Consider the following 14,547-nt stretch of genomic DNA (forward strand, 5'->3'; position numbering starts at 1 on the left):
GAGATAAAGGCCCACCCCGTCACGGGGTGGGCCTTTATCTTTTTGTGTTTCAGCTGCGCTCGCCGGTGATGTAGTCGGCGAGGGTGGTGCGTTCGGTTTCCAGTTCGTCGATACGGTTCTTCACGACGTCGCCGATGCTGACGACGCCGGCGAGGCGACCGTCGACGACGACCGGCACATGGCGGAATCGCCGCTCGGTCATGAGTCGTTCCACGTCTTCCAGTTGCGCGTCCGGGGTGACCGTCCGCACCTGCGTGGTCTGGATGGTGCTCACCGGTTCGGCGAGCACCGCCGGCCCGCGTTCGGCGAGCGCCCGGACCACGTCGCGCTCGCTGACGATCCCTTCGACCGCGGTCCCGTCCCGGGACACCACCGCGGCACCGATCCGATGGCGGGCCAGCTCCGTGACCAGCACCTCCACCGGCATGTCCGGTGGAACCGTCACCACGTTCTCGCCCTTGACCCGGAGAATGTCACTGATCCGCATCGCACCTCCTGTGTCGTCCGCCCCCGTGCTCCTCTCGATCCCTCCTGCACTTCATGCCGAATACCATCCCGAAAAGTCAAGCATCTTCGATATATGCCGAATCAGTCGCCGGTGAATTCGAGGGGGTCATGCCTGCCGTCAGAGCCGCGACAGACCCGACGCCGGGCATAACGGCGACGCCGCCGCGAGGGGGTCATGCCTGCCGTCGGAGCCGCGACAGACCCGACGCCGGGCATAACGGCGACGCCGCCGCCTGGAGATGGCGGCGGCGTCGGCCGGGAGGTGGCGTCAGCTTCGGCGACGTCGTCGGTCCGAGCGTCAGCGTCGGCGGTGTAGGTAGTCGGCCGGCCAGAGCGGGCCGAGGCGTCAGCGGCGGGGGCGCCGGCTGGGTATCAGCGCCGGCGGTGCCGGCTGGGTGTCAGCGTCGGCGGTGCCGGCTGGGTGTCAGCGTCGGCTTTGCTGGCTGGGTGTCAGCGGCGGCGGAAGGTGGGGAGGCGGCTGGAGCGGACCGGCTTTGCGTTGCGCTTGCGTCGGAGGAGGAGCAGGACGGCGGTGGCGGCGCCGGTCACGGCGAGGAGGCCGGCGGTCACCGGCTTGCGGTGGGCGGCTGCCGCCTGGGCGGGGCGGGACGTGCGGACCGTGGTCACGGCCTGCCGCAGCCGGGACGGCGACTCCAGGTCGTCGGCGCTGGTCGTGCGAGCCTGCTCGGGTGCGTTCGTGGTCATCGCTCACCTCTCCTGTGGGGGCCTGCTTCTGTGGCGCTCTATGACTCTTCTTCGGACAGCACTCCTGTCAATCTGTGATTGAACATACTCGGAGAGTCACGCCGGGAATGTCCCCAAACCGACATGACCGGCTGGATTGGAAGGTGCCGGTGAGGGAAGGGGCCAGACGGCGGGGATGCGTTCGAGGACCCCACCGGCGAAGACGTCACGCAGGCCGAGCGGCTTCAGGTGGACGTAGCCGATGTGACAGTCACAGATGCTGTTCACGCAAGGACGGGGTTGCAGCGCGGCCCGCCACGAGCCGTCGTACAGGCTGCCGAGCTTCTGTTTGACGAAGTGACAGCGACGGACGGTACCGTCGCCGTCGACCGAGATCGCCGTCTCGCCGGCGTGGCACGGAAGGTCGAGCGAGACGTGCGGTCGCACGCTGTAGCCGAAAAGCGGATCGAGATCTGTCCACTCCGCTTCCTCCTCCGGGGTGTAGCTCTTTCCCTCGGCGGCGTTGACCCACAAGTACACCGAAGGGGGAAGCGCGGCGCGCAGGGCACGGGCCTCCGCCAGGTGCTCGGGGAAGCCGACGATGCCGGCCGAGAAGCGCACGCCCAGCCGCAGCAGGGTTTCGCAGCGGGCCAGGAAGCGCGCGCGGGTGACCTGGCCGGGGTGGTAGGTGGCCCAGAGCGCCGCGGAAGCCGGATCGGCGTCGGCGAGCCAGTCGACGCGCGTGGCCAGATTCGTCTGGATCGCGACGCGGTCGACGTGCGGCAGGTGGGACAGTGCCACGATGGCGTCCCTGTACCACCTGCGGGTCAGGCCCTCACCCCACGGGGTGAACAGGATCGACAGGCGCACGTCAGTGGTCTCGGCGACCCACGCGGTGAAGCGCTCCAGGGCGGCACGGTCGGCGCGCAGCAGCTCGGGAGGATCGTGGCGCTTGGCGAAAGGGCAGTAGGGACAGTCGTAGTTGCAGCTGGCGAGCGGCCCTCGATAGAGGACGGAGAGCGTGGAGCCCGATGCCGGTGAGGTCATCGTGGGCGGTATCCCGCCATCGCCTCGCGCACCGCGCCGGACGTGAGCCACGGGCCGATCGCGTCGGATCGCTCCAGCCCGGCCGGGGTGAGTCGCAGGCCGCCGGGCTCGGCGAGACCGTTGTCGACCAGGGTCGTGAGCTGGGGGAAGTCGGACTCGGCGGCGGAGCCGAAACGCTCACGGTACGCCGACGGATCGAGCCCTTCGGCCCGCAGCAGCGACTTGATCAGCCAGCGCCGTCGTTGCTCGAAGGCGTCCAGGGCGAAGCCGACCTCGGCGTACGCGAAATCGGTCGAAGGTCGTGAGAGATAGTCGTCGAGCACCGCGCGGACCTCGCTGACCCCGACCGCGTAGTCGAAGGAGTAGTGCAGGTCGCGCGTGTACGACCGGGCGCCGCATCCGAGCCCGATCATGCCGTCGTCCTGGCACGAGTAGTCGGGGCCGTCGTCGCGCACGTGGGGAAGCCTGAACTGCCGCATCGACTCCTGGCGGTAGCCGGCGGCGAGCAGCGTCTCCCGGCCCTGGCGGTAGAGCGCGAGCCGCTGCGCGTCCCAGTCGTCGCGGCTGACCGCCCGGCGGCCCAGCCCGGTGAGCGGGCGCACGTAGAGCGGGTAGAGGAAGATCTCCTCCGGCTGCCAGGCGAGCGCGGCCTCCAGGCTGAGCTGCCACGAGGTCGGCGTCTGGCCGTCGATGCCGTAGATCAGGTCGAGGTTGAGCACCGGCACGCGGGCGTCCCGGATCGCGCCGAGTGCCCGCTCCACGTCGACGCGGCGCTGCGGGCGGCCGGCGGCGTGCGCCTCGGCGTCGAGGAAACTCTGCACGCCGATGCTGACGCGGGTCGTCCCGTGGGCGCTGAGCACCTCCAGCCGGTCGGGCGTCGCGGTGGCCGGCGAGGTCTCGACGGAGAGCGGGATGCCGGGCAGGCGCGCGCCCAGGACGGTGGTGCAGATGTCGAAGAGCTGGTCGAGCTCGGCCGCCTCCAGATAGGTGGGAGTGCCACCGCCGAAGGCCGCCTGAGCGAACCGGGCACCCTGCGGGGCGACCCGGGAGGCTTGTTCCCGGAGCTGCCGCAGATAGGCCGTGACCTGCTCGGCGGGCGCGTTCGCGCGGGTGAACAGGTTGCAGAACCCGCAACGCATCTCGCAGAACGGAATGTGCACGTACAGGAAGAGCGCGTCCTTGGGCTCGTCGCGCCACACGTCGGCGAGCGCCGGGCGCGGGTCGAGCGGGCGGTACGACGTCTTGTGCGGATACGCATACAGATAGCCCTGGTAGGGCGAGCCGGTGATCATGACACGGCCAGGGTGAACTGCGCATACGGCACCGTCCACACCACCTCGTGACCGACGCGGTGGCCGGTGTGGCCGTCCTCCCCGTACGCCGTGCCGTGATCCGCGCACATGATCACGAAGACCGGCCGCCCGCGACCTGTGACCAGCTCGAACAGCCGTGGCATCAACCCGTCGACATACTCCAGGGCGGCCGCGTGGCTCTCCCGGGTGTCCTCGGCGAGCCCGGCGTAGTGCCGGTTCGGCTGGTGCATCGCCGCGACGTTGAGGAAGGTGAACACCGGCTGCCCGGACGGGACCGCGGTCAGCGAGCTCTCCAGACGGGCCAACTGGGCGCCGAGACAATCCGGCTCGGTCACCCCGAACGACGGCTCCCAGTGCGCCTCGGTGAACAGGGCGGGCAGCACCTCGCCGAGCGCCGTCCGCCGGTTGAAGAAGCCGACGCCGCCCAGGCAGAGCGTGTGATAGCCCTCCTTGGCCAGCGCTGTCGGCAGATCCGGCGCGTCGAAGACCCACGTCCCCGGCCCGGACGTCTCGCTGCCGGGGAACGCCGCGGCGAACAGCCGATCGTGGGCGCCCGGCGTGCCGGGAGTGCCGGTGCCGGGCGTGCCTGGCGTGCCGGTGCCGGGCGTGCCGGGCGTGGCCGGCGTGCCTGGCGTGCCCATCGTGCGCGGCGTGCCAGGCGTATGCGGAGTGCCTGGCGTGGCGGGCGTGGGCAGGAAGCCGGCGAAGAACGCGTGGTGCGCCGCATAGGTGAAGCTGGCCGGTGAGTGCCGCCGCTCCCAGCCGCCACCGGGCAGGACCGCGGCCAGGTGCGGGGTGCGCCCGGCGGCGGCCAACTCGGCGGCCACGTCGTAGCGCAGCGTGTCGAGGGTGACCATCAGGACGTCGTGGGTGCCGATCAGCTCGCGCATGTCACTCCGAGACCGCCACGTAACGATCGTCCTCGTCATCCCCCTGCGGATCGCTCACGTCGACCCGGGTCTCCGGAAGCGCGGCGACCACGGCAGCCGCCGTCTCCTCGGACATGTAATGGTGGGCCAGGCACAGCTCACGCAGGTGGGTGAGGGGCTGGCCGGCCAGCAGCGCGGTCGCCCCGCGATCGCTGAGCACGCCCATGGACAGGTCCAGCGATTCCAGCCGGGCCACGATCGGCGCGTGGGCGATCGCGGCCGCGAGCTCGTCGGCGATCTCCGCATTGCGCAGGCCGAGCCGCCGCAGGCCGGGAAAGAGCGTGCCGTCGAGCAGCGGGCGCAGGTCGGCGAGCGTGGTGTCACCGCCGTAATCCGGGGTGCCGAGCCACAGCTCCAGCTCGGTCAGGCCCGGGAACGCCGAGCCGAGCACCGCCGCGGTGAACGCCCGGGGCAGGCCACCGCTCTGCACCACCAGGCGGCGCAGGCTCCCGCTGGTCACGGGGGAGAACGCGAAATCCTCCCCGCCGCGCACCTGCAACGTCTCCAGCAGCGGGAACGCGGTGATCAACGAGCTGACGTCGCCGACCTTCATCCACGAGATCTCGCACTCGTCGAACGTGATGTCGCCGAGGAACAGGGAGCGCAGCGCGGGCAGGCGTGGCGCGGCCTCACCCAGTTGACCCAGCGGCGCACGGTCGAACGCGGCATAACCCCACGGGCCGATGACCAGGGACTCCGTCGTCGCGCCGTGGGCGGTCAGGAAGGTCTCGAACTTCGCCCGGAAGCCCGGGGAGACCGGCTCGTCGGATCTGTCCTCCTCGTCATACGAGACGCGCCAGGCGACCGGACCTGTCGCGGCCCCGGCCGGGAACTCGGTCACCGGCAGACCGGCGAAGGTCTCGTCATGATGGTGGAACGTCATCGCGGCCCCTGTCTCCCGTTCGAACCAGCGGCGCGACCGTAGCAGGAGCCGCCGACAGAAATCAGCGGACCAGCGTCAGCCCCGGGCGCTGCCGCTTCGTCGCCTGCCGTTTCATCGTGCGGCCGGCGAGGGCGACGAGCAGCACCGCGACGGTCTGGACGACGGGCATGCCCAGAAAGCCGAGCGCCGGGACCCCGAACATCGTGGTGAACAGCACCAGGAACGCCACCGCGGAGACAGCCGCCGCACCGGCGACCTTGCCCAGGCTGACGTGCCATGCCCGGAAACGATCACCGTGACCCTGCCACCAGCCGGGCAGCCACCGCTCCACGAGCACCGCGAACAGCAGCGCCGGAGCGGTGATCACGGCGGCCCGGCCGAAACCGGAGAGCATCGTGGCGCCGCCCGCGATCGCCGCTGCCACGGTGACCGTCACCAGGGCGATCACGTCGAAACGCCGCAGCCCCCAGTGGCCCTGCGTCAGCATCCACACCGCGGCCACCACCGGCGGGAGGATCAGGTAGAGGTCCGCCATCCAGTAGACGAGCAGGTAGACGACGGCGAACGCGGTGGTCCGAGCGGCGTAGCGGGCGACGGTCATGGCCCGACCATCGGCCGCGGGCAGGCCCGAGTTAGATCAAATGCTTCATTGCCCGCGTACGGGCCGCGACCCGAGCCGCGGGACCGGACAGCGGCGCGGCTCGCGGTTCCCGGCTGGTGCTCACGGTCAGCACTCCGCCTTGCCGAGGCGCCAGTAGCCCATGAAGGCGACCGCGCGGCGGTCGACACGGCAGGTGCCGACCAGGTGGCGGCGCAGGGTCTTGATGACGGCGGCCTCGCCGGCGAGCCAGGCGTAGAAGCCGTCGGTGGCCTCGGTGCCGTCCGGAACCTCCCAGAGCAGCTCCTCGTCGACGTCGACGTCCTCGAGGGCGGCCGTGGTGACCCCGGCGGCGTCGCCGAGCAGGTGGGCGGCGGCGGCCTGGACCGCGGGGATCAGCCTGACGCCGTGGTCGGCGCCGTTGCGGGGCAGGAACGTGACCCGGACGCCCGCGGGAGCGTCGACCAGCAGCTCGTCGCCGGCCTCCGGAACCTCGAGCAGCGCCTCGCCGCACATGTCGGCGGGCAGCCGGGACAGGATCGAGGCGATCGCGGGGGTGGCGGTCTCGTCGCCGACGAGCAGCACGCGGTTGGTGCCGATCGGCGGGTGGAAGTCGACGCCGCCGGAGTTGCCGGCGAACTCCGCGTTCGGCCCGAGCAGGCAGGCGATCGAGCCGGGTTGCGCGCCGACGGCCCAGCGGGAGGCGGGGCCGGAGACGCCGTGCAGCACCATGTCGACGTCGACCTCGCGGGCCGCGGCGCGGACGTTGCGCACCGTGTACGTCCGGATCGGGTTCTGCCGGTCGGCCGGCAGCGCGCGCCACCGGGTGAACCAGTCGTCGCTCATGGGCAGGTCGTCGAGCCCGGTGCCGGGCAGCGGGAAGATCAGCTTGATGCGCTGGTCGAAGCCGTTGTCGGCGAACCTGTCGAGGTCGTCGCCGGTGAACGTGACGCGCACGAAGCTGGGGCTGAGCCGGGTGATCCGGGCCACCTCGACCGGGAAGAAGCGGAACGGGGCCGCCTCGGTCGACGGAACAACGGTCTGGGTCACGACGCCTCCCAGCGATCGGGTTTAGGTAACCCTAACCTAAGCCAGGGGGACCGTGGCAACCCGCTTGCACCCCGGAGATTCCTGCAGAGCCACCGGCGCCGGACGATCACACGGGTCCCACCGCAGAAGGAGCCGGAGATGCCCCAGTCCTCGACCACCACCCTCACCTTCAGCGATGCCGAGGCGGGCCTGACCTGGCCGATGGGCGACTGGTCGGCCGCGTTGGAGCCGCCCACCGTGCTCATCGCCGACGACGACGAGGACATCCGGGACCTGGTGGGCACGAAGCTGCGGGCCGCCGGGTATCGGACACTGATCGCCGCGGACGGCCGGACCGCGATGGCGCTCGCGGTGGGGGAGCGGCCGTCGCTGGTGCTGCTCGACGTATGCATGCCGGGGCTGGACGGGCTGGCGTTCTGCTACGAGCTGCATTCGTCGCCGCAGACCGCGACCATCCCGGTGATCTTCATCAGCGGGCGGGGCGAACCGGCCGATATGGACCTGGCTCGGGTGGTCGGGGCCGAGGACTACCTGGTCAAGCCGCTCGACCCGGCCGAGTTGCTGCGTCGCGTCGAGCGGCTTCTCGGACACTAGGCGGTGTTTCGCCACGCCGCAGCCCCGGCCCCACGGCGAGACACCGCCTAGATCCGGAAGCGCGCCACGACCTCGCGCAACTCGCCGGCGATCTGGGTGAGCTCGGACATCGACGCGTCCGCCTCACCCAGGGCGGACGTGGTGGCGTGCGCCGCGCTGGCCACCGCGTTGATGTTGCCGGCGATGTTCGTGCTGCCGCTGGCCGCCTCGCCGATGCTGCGGCTCATCTCGTTGGTGGTGGCGGTCTGCTCCTCCACCGCCGACGCGATCGTCACCTGGTAGTCGTTGATCTCCGAGATGATCCGGGAGATCTCCTGGATCGCGGTCACCGCGTTCTCGGTGTCGGCCTGGATCGCCTGCACCCGCTGGGCGATGTCCTCGGTGGCCTTCGCGGTCTCCTGAGCCAGGTCCTTGACCTCGGTCGCGACCACGGCGAAGCCCTTGCCGGCCTCGCCCGCCCGGGCCGCCTCGATCGTCGCGTTGAGCGCCAGCAGGTTCGTCTGCTCGGCGATCGAGGTGATCGTCTTGACCACGTCGCCGATCTCCGCGGAGGAGGCGCCCAGCTTGGCGACCGTGTCGTTGGTGGCCTGGGCAACCCCGACCGCGCTCGCCGCCACCTGCGCGGCGCTGCTCGCGTTCTCCGAGATCTCCCGGATGGACGCGCCCATCTCGTCACTGCCGGCCGCGACCGACTGCACGCTGGCGGAAACCTCGCCGGCCGTGCCCGCCACCATGCCGGCCTGCTCGGCGGCCTCGCGTGCCTCGGCGTCCAGCCGGGTGGTGATGCTGCTGAGCCGTTCGGTGACCGAGCCGAGCGTGCCGGCGTCGTGGGTGAGCTGCCGGACCGTGGTCTGCAGGCCCTCGCGCGCCCGGTTCACCGCCTGCGCCATCTGGCCCAGCTCGTCGCGGGAACGCACCTCGGCGGGCACCGTCAGATCGCCGTCGGCCACCGCGCGCAGCGCCGACGAGACCGTCTCGAGCTGACGCCGGATCAGCCGGGCCACGCCGAACCCGACGAACGCCGCCACCACGAACCCGATCACCAGGCCGGCCAGGGTGATCCAGCGGGACCGCTGGTACGCCCGCTCGCCCTCGGCGGTCATCGCGTCCGCGTCCGACTCCTCGGCCTTCTGCAGCTCGCTCAGCGCACCGTTGATGCCGTCCTCGGCCTCGTTGAAGGCGGGCAGGATCTGGGCCTCGGTCGGCATCTCGAAACCGGACGGCGGCGTCTTGCCGAAAATGATCACGTCGCGCAGCGCCCGGTACCGCGTCATCGCCGTGGTGAACGAGTCGAGCCGCTCCAGCCGGTCCCGGGCCCCGGAGTCGGTGGCGATCGTCCGGTAGGCGGCGACCGACGTGTCGATCTGCTTGTCGGCGTCGGCCGCGCCGGTCACGCCCAGCCGGTAGAGCTCGCTGTTCTTCTGGCCCTGGGCGGAGGCGACGAGCAGCATGCCGCGGAACATGGTGGTCATGCCCTCACGCATGTTCGAGACCTGCTCCATGCTGTCCACGTGGTGGCGTTTCATGATGCCCAGGTCATCGCTGAGCTGAGCCATCCGGCTGAGCGACACGATGGTCACGACCAGCGCGACCACGGCGACACAGGCAGCGGTGATCGTGCTCTTGATCAGCAGGCTGCGGTCGCCGAGCACACGCTCCAGCAGGCCACGCGAGGCCGCGGGCACGGTCCGCCCGGTGGCGCTGGTCTCCGGCTGCATTCTGCCCTCCCTGATGGCAGGACCCACTCTAGAAGCCGTCTCATGTCTTTTCGGCGGTATCGCCCAAGTCGTGCTGGGAGATGCGCGTCCCCGGCCGGTAGGCTGCCGGGATGGGCGACGAGGAGGTGGTCCGCGAGCTGCTCGCCGCCGTGCCCGCCGGTTGCACCTGGCTGGTTCCGATCACCGGTGACGACGGCCTGATCGCCGACTTCCGGGTCGCCGCGACGAGCGACCAGATCCGCGACATCTACGGCCGGGGCGCGCAGCGCGTCGACAGCCGGCTCCTCGAGCTCTACCCGTCGCTGGCCGGCGGGCCGCTGTGGAATCTCTACCTGCAGGTCATGGCCACCGGCAAGCCCGACCGGATGGAGGAGTTCCGCTACGACGACTCCCACTTCGAGATCAGTGTCCACCCGGTGCTCGGTGGCCTGCTCGTCTGGTGGACCCGGGTCGACGAGCACCGCCGCCGGATGGAGCGCACCGAGCTGCTCGGCAGCCTCGGCTGGGCCGAATACGAGCTGGTCAGCGGCCAGTCCGAGTGGTCACCGGGGATGTATCGGATCTTCGCCCGCGACCCTGCCGACGGGCCGCTGTCCCGCACCGGCCAGGCTGCCGCCATCCTCCCGGAGGACCGGGGAATCGCCGAGGCGGCCTGGCAGACCCTCGACGTCGGCGCCACCTCGGACGTGACCGTCCGGTTCCTCATCGACGGCCGGGTCAAACACCTGCGGATCCTCTCCGACCTGTCCCGCGACGGGACCGGCCGGCCGGTGAAGATCTACGCCGTGGTGCAGGATGTGACCGCCCGCATCGCCACCCGCACCGAGATCGAACGGCTCAGCGACCAGGTCCGCCTCGGCGAGCTGACCGCGCTCGCCGAGCACCGCCTCGCCCGCCAGCTCCAGCAGATGATCCAGCCGGTGCCGGCCGGTTCGTTCGAGTTGGACGGTCTCCAGGCGATGGTCAGCTACCTGCCCGCGGAGAGTGCCCTGCAGGTCGGCGGCGACTGGTACCACGCGCAGACCCTCCCGGACGGTCGCGTCGCCCTGGCCGTCGGCGACGTCGCCGGCCACGGCATGGAAGCCGCCAACGGCATGGCCCACCTGCGGTTCGCGCTGGTGGCGTGGCTGTCGGCCGGGATCCGCGACCCCGGGCTCCTGCTCCGGCACCTGAACCGGCTCTGCGCCCAGCTCGGCATCACCGGGACAGCGGTGGTCGGCGTCTACGACCCGGACACCCGCGAGCTGCCCTGGGCCCGCGCCGGGCACATGGCCCCGCTGCTCGGCCGCTCCGGCCGCAGCATCGAGCTCGACCGGCCGCCGGGCCTGCTGCTCGGCGCCGACGCCGACACCGACTTCCCCGTCGCCAGCGCCCGGCTGCACCCCGGCGACCTGATCCTCTTCTACACCGACGGTTTGGTCGAACGCCGCGGCGACGTCACCCGGCGCGGCGCGGAGGTCCGCGACCACCTCAGCGCCGTGTCGGCCGCCCCCGGGCCGGACCCGCTGCCGACGATCCACCGGCTGCTGCACGCGCCGAGCCCCGACGACGACACCTGCACGCTGGCGGTCCACGTCAGAACCTAGAAGATCTTCGCGGTCCCCTCTTCGCTGTGGTCACTCTGGGCTGCTCCCGCGGGGACCCTTGCGGGCCTCGCAGGCCGCTGGCGCGGCCAGAACGCGAAGCCCTCCAGGGCGATCTCCGTGGGTGGTGACGCTCACCCCGAAAACCCGTGCCGGTCGACGCCGGTGCTCGCGTCGGCCCGCCCAGGCCCGTTCGTGATCCTGCTCGGCCCGGCGACGCCGGTGGTACTGCTCGGCTCGGCCACGCCGGTGCTACTGCTCGGCCCGGCGACGCCGGTGCTCCGGCGGCTGGTCCGGCCGGTCGGGGCGGTGCTCACGACGTACGGCGAAGGCATTCTGATCTGGATCTTGGTCGTGAGCCTGTCGGCTGGCGCTGGTGGTCGGTCCGGGCCCTGTTCTCGACCGTGGGTGCCAGCTCTCCGGTGTCGGCTGGTGCTGAGGGCTGGTGTGGGGCTTGTTCTCGACCGTGAGTGCCAGCCGGGTGGCTGCTTGGCCGAGGGCTGGGCCGCGAAGGAGGTGGCCGGCGAGCACGGCAGGGCGTGGCGCCGGGGAGTGACCGGCGGCCGGGTGGGTGGATCGCTCGCTGGCGGGGCGGACCGCTCACTGGCGGGCGGAAGGCTCGCCGGGCGGGTGGATCGTTTGCTGAGTGGATCGCTCAGAGGTTCAGGCAGATCCTGACCAGCGTCCCACCCGGAACCGCGCTCGTGTAGACCGCGTCGCAAACCCGTTCCACGATGGCCAGCCCCCGCCCGCGGATGGCCTCGGCCGCCGGCATGGCCCGGCCGAAGGGTCGCGGCCCGCCGCCGTCCACCACATCGCAGATGAGCCGGCCGTTCTCCGCCCACACCCGGATGTGGCCGCCTCCACCGGTGTGCTGCAGCGTGTTGGTGGTCAGCTCGCTCACCGCCAGCGTGAGCAGGTCCACCCGGGCCGCCGGCAACCCCAGCGCCCGGGCCCGGTCGGCGACGAAGACGCGGACGGTGCGCAGGTCGTCGGGCTCGGTGTACGTCATCCCGTCGGTGTCCGTCATCCCGTCGGTGCCGGTCGGCTGCTCAGGCATGGCGACGCTCCTCCGCCGGCGCTTTGAGCAGGGTGTCCAGCCCGGTCAGCTCGAGGACGGCAGCGACGGGCCCGGTGGCGTTGCGCACATACAGCTTGCCGCCGCGACCCTGAGCCGCGTGGTACGCCGTGACGAGGGCGTGCACGCCGGTGGAGTCGAGGAAGCCGACCGCCGCCACGTCCACGAAGACGGCGCCGGACCGGCTGACCGCGTCGAGCAGCGCGGCGGTCATCCGGTCACGGGCCGGGAGGTCACAGTCACCGGAGAGGAAAACGGTGGCGCGACCGGGCTCCACGGCTGTCCTCGCCTCGAAGCTCGTCATCGACCGTCGTACCTTTCCCCGCCGCGGGAAGTCTGCCCGGCCCATCATGACACCCGGCGGCCCGGAGCGCGCCTACCGGAGTCAACCCTGACCGGAAAGGAACACGCGCGGGCCCGGTCCAGCCGGTGCCCGCGCGCATCCGCTACGGGGGTCAGGCCTGGGCCAGGGCCTCGCAGCAGGTGTCGATCAGCAGGCGGGTGACGACGTACGGGTCGACGTTCGCGTTCGGGCGGCGGTCCTCGATGTAACCCTTGCCGTCCTTCTCGACCTGCCACGGGATGCGCACCGACGCGCCGCGGTCCGACACGCCGTAGCTGTACTCGGTCCACGGGGCGGTCTCGTGCAGGCCGGTGAGGCGCTGGTCGATGCCGGCGCCGTAGCCGTCCACGTGCTCCTGGCGCCGCTTGCCCAGCGACTCGGCCGCCGTGATGATCGCGTCGTAGCTCTCGCGCATCGCCTTGGTGGAGAAGTTGGTGTGCGCGCCGGCGCCGTTCCAGTCGCCCTTGACCGGCTTCGGGTCGAGGGTGGCGGAGACGCCGTGGTCCTCGGCGATGCGGTAGAGCAGCCAGCGGGCGACCCACAGCTCGTCGGCCACCTGCGGCGCGGCGACCGGGCCGATCTGGAACTCCCACTGACCGGGCATGACCTCGGCGTTGATGCCGGACAGGTTCAGGCCGGCGGCGAGGCACGCGTCCATGTGCTCCTCGACGATCTCGCGGCCGAAGACCTCGTCGGCGCCGACGCCGCAGTAGTAGCCACCCTGCGGGGCGGGGTAGCCGCCGCCGACCGGGAAGCCGAGCGGCCGGCCGTCCTTGAAGAACGTGTACTCCTGCTCGATGCCGAAGATCGGCTCCTGGCCGGCGTACTTCTCGGCGCTCGCGACGCAGGCGGCGCGGGTGTTGGTCGGGTGCGGGGTGCCGTCGATCAGCTCGACCTCGCACAGCACGATGATGTTGTTGCCGCCGCGGATCGGGTCCGGACAGGTGAACACCGGGCGCAGCACGCAGTCCGACTTGTCACCGGGCGCCTGGTTGGTGCTGGAACCGTCGAAGCCCCAGATCGGGGGCTCCGCGCCGTCGGCCAGGATCTTGGTCTTCGACCGCAGCTTGGCGGTGGGCTGGGTTCCGTCGACCCACAGGTACTCGGCCTTGACAGCCATTCACTTCTCCTCAGACGAATCACGTCGCCGGTTGGCGGTGCCGGACGACCCTGGCGCGGCGCGAGGAGGCTAACGGCCCAACATCAAATCCATGTTTCCGATCCCGAACAGCGGACGAGTGATCCTGGTAACCCATAGGTCACCATTGCTTGCCGCTGAGGAGCAGAGCGGCCCGCGCGGCGGCGACGTGTGGCGCGTCCCGCCCGGCCGCGCGGGTGGCCAGGTAGAGCGTGTTGATCGGCGGGTCCGCGGTCGGCAGCACCTCGGCCAGCACACCGCCGGCGAGGTCCTCGGCGACCAGGTAACGCGGCAGGACGGTGACGCCGATGCCCGCGATCGCGGCGGTGCGCAACGCCCGCAGATCCGGCACCACCAGGACGGCCCGCTTCGGTGGCGGTTGCCCGAGGACATGACGCCACCATCGCCGGATGATGGGCAATTCCTCGGCGTACGACATCAGCGGCGCCCGTGACAGATCGGTGACCGGCATCAGGGCCGGGGCGGCGACCAGTACGAACTCCTCGTCGCAGAGCGGCTCCGCGTGCAGCCCGGCCCGGCGCGGCCGGATCGCCGACACCACCAGGTCGAGCCGGCCCTGGCCGAGCTCGGCGAGCAGGTCGTCGGCGAGCCCGAGCCGGACCCGGACGGCGACCCCGGCGGCGATCGTCCCGGCGAGCGCGGGCACCACGCGCTCGGTCATCAGCTCGGCGGGCCCGCCCAGGTGCAGGGTCCGGCCGGCCGGATCACGCGGGTCCCGCAGGCCGGTGGCGACCCCGGCCAGGGCGTCCATCGGGCCGTCGAGCCGGCGTGCCAGGTCGTCGGCGGCCGCGGTCGGGGTGACGCCGCGCGCCCCGCGCACGAAGAGCGGGTGACCCAGCTCGCTCTCCAGCGCCCGCACCTGCGCGGTGACCGTCGGCTGGGACAGCCCGAGCATCTCGGCGGCCCTGGTCAGGGTGCCGGCGCGGTGGACCGCGAGGAACGTGTGCAGCAGGTCGAGACTCACCATGCCATAGATTTTCCTATGGCTGGGTGCCGCTCGTCCTGTTGGTCGCCGATGGCTGCTCCGAGGCATCGTCTACGGCGACACACCGACGACGAAA

15 protein-coding genes are annotated in these 14,547 nt (G+C 71.4%); 2 read left to right on the plus strand and 13 right to left on the minus strand.

Annotated elements, in window-relative coordinates:
• Positions 1 to 49: 49 nt before the first annotated feature.
• The 8 genes from Acy02nite_RS41745 to Acy02nite_RS41785 form a co-directional block, all read right to left on the minus strand.
• Complete coding sequence (locus Acy02nite_RS41745; RefSeq protein ID WP_203754508.1) at positions 50 to 487, minus strand: CBS domain-containing protein; 438 nt, start codon at positions 485 to 487, stop codon at positions 50 to 52.
• 470 nt (positions 488 to 957) lie between these two features.
• On the minus strand, positions 958 to 1,212 hold the full coding sequence (locus tag Acy02nite_RS41750) for a hypothetical protein (protein WP_203754511.1): 255 nt from the start codon (positions 1,210 to 1,212) through the stop codon (positions 958 to 960).
• A gap of 96 nt (positions 1,213 to 1,308) precedes the next feature.
• A complete protein-coding gene (locus tag Acy02nite_RS41755; protein WP_203754514.1) occupies positions 1,309 to 2,238 on the minus strand; it encodes an STM4011 family radical SAM protein in 930 nt (309 codons plus the stop codon).
• Positions 2,235 to 3,530 carry an STM4012 family radical SAM protein gene (locus Acy02nite_RS41760; RefSeq protein ID WP_203754517.1) on the minus strand — a complete coding sequence of 432 codons (1,296 nt, stop codon included), beginning with the start codon at positions 3,528 to 3,530 and terminating at the stop codon, positions 2,235 to 2,237. The genes Acy02nite_RS41755 and Acy02nite_RS41760 overlap by 4 nt, the downstream gene beginning before the upstream one ends.
• Positions 3,527 to 4,441, minus strand: coding sequence for an STM4013/SEN3800 family hydrolase (locus Acy02nite_RS46940; RefSeq protein WP_239175756.1), 915 nt, complete (start codon positions 4,439 to 4,441; stop codon positions 3,527 to 3,529). The genes Acy02nite_RS41760 and Acy02nite_RS46940 overlap by 4 nt, the downstream gene beginning before the upstream one ends.
• Position 4,442: 1 nt before the next feature.
• A complete protein-coding gene (locus Acy02nite_RS41775) occupies positions 4,443 to 5,363 on the minus strand; it encodes an STM4015 family protein (protein WP_203754520.1) in 921 nt (306 codons plus the stop codon).
• A 61-nt stretch (positions 5,364 to 5,424) separates the two neighbouring features.
• Positions 5,425 to 5,964: a hypothetical protein gene (locus tag Acy02nite_RS41780; protein ID WP_203754523.1), complete on the minus strand. Its 540-nt coding sequence runs from the start codon at positions 5,962 to 5,964 to the stop codon at positions 5,425 to 5,427.
• Positions 5,965 to 6,090: 126 nt separating this feature from the next.
• Positions 6,091 to 7,011, minus strand: a complete 921-nt coding sequence (locus Acy02nite_RS41785) for a siderophore-interacting protein (protein WP_203754526.1) — start codon at positions 7,009 to 7,011, stop codon at positions 6,091 to 6,093.
• 138 nt (positions 7,012 to 7,149) lie between these two features.
• On the opposite strand from Acy02nite_RS41785, the gene Acy02nite_RS41790 reads away from it, so the two are divergent.
• Positions 7,150 to 7,605, plus strand: a complete 456-nt coding sequence (locus tag Acy02nite_RS41790) for a response regulator (RefSeq protein WP_203754529.1) — start codon at positions 7,150 to 7,152, stop codon at positions 7,603 to 7,605.
• A gap of 47 nt (positions 7,606 to 7,652) precedes the next feature.
• On the opposite strand, the gene Acy02nite_RS41795 is transcribed toward Acy02nite_RS41790, so the two are convergent.
• On the minus strand, positions 7,653 to 9,323 hold the full coding sequence (locus Acy02nite_RS41795) for a methyl-accepting chemotaxis protein (RefSeq protein ID WP_203754532.1): 1,671 nt from the start codon (positions 9,321 to 9,323) through the stop codon (positions 7,653 to 7,655).
• Positions 9,324 to 9,433: 110 nt separating this feature from the next.
• Here Acy02nite_RS41795 and Acy02nite_RS41800 point away from each other — a divergent pair, with 110 nt between their 5' ends.
• Positions 9,434 to 10,909, plus strand: a complete 1,476-nt coding sequence (locus Acy02nite_RS41800; protein WP_203754535.1) for a PP2C family protein-serine/threonine phosphatase — start codon at positions 9,434 to 9,436, stop codon at positions 10,907 to 10,909.
• Positions 10,910 to 11,561: 652 nt separating this feature from the next.
• Here the strand turns inward: Acy02nite_RS41800 and Acy02nite_RS41805 are convergent.
• The 4 genes from Acy02nite_RS41805 to Acy02nite_RS41820 form a co-directional block, all read right to left on the minus strand.
• Positions 11,562 to 11,966 carry an ATP-binding protein gene (locus Acy02nite_RS41805; protein ID WP_239175758.1) on the minus strand — a complete coding sequence of 135 codons (405 nt, stop codon included), beginning with the start codon at positions 11,964 to 11,966 and terminating at the stop codon, positions 11,562 to 11,564.
• Positions 11,959 to 12,288 carry an STAS domain-containing protein gene (locus tag Acy02nite_RS41810; RefSeq protein ID WP_203754538.1) on the minus strand — a complete coding sequence of 110 codons (330 nt, stop codon included), beginning with the start codon at positions 12,286 to 12,288 and terminating at the stop codon, positions 11,959 to 11,961. The genes Acy02nite_RS41805 and Acy02nite_RS41810 overlap by 8 nt, the downstream gene beginning before the upstream one ends.
• 151 nt (positions 12,289 to 12,439) lie before the next feature.
• Entirely contained in the window at positions 12,440 to 13,447 is a 1,008-nt protein-coding gene (gene glnII, locus Acy02nite_RS41815) for a glutamine synthetase (RefSeq protein ID WP_203754541.1), read from the minus strand.
• Positions 13,448 to 13,586: 139 nt separating this feature from the next.
• The gene (locus Acy02nite_RS41820; protein ID WP_239175760.1) at positions 13,587 to 14,453 is read right to left on the minus strand and encodes a LysR family transcriptional regulator; all 867 of its coding nucleotides are present in this window, start codon (positions 14,451 to 14,453) and stop codon (positions 13,587 to 13,589) included.
• Between the last annotated feature and the right edge of the window lie 94 nt (positions 14,454 to 14,547).

The sequence above is a fragment of the Actinoplanes cyaneus genome, assembly GCF_016862095.1.
GTDB classification, from domain to species: Bacteria; Actinomycetota; Actinomycetes; order Mycobacteriales; family Micromonosporaceae; genus Actinoplanes; species Actinoplanes cyaneus.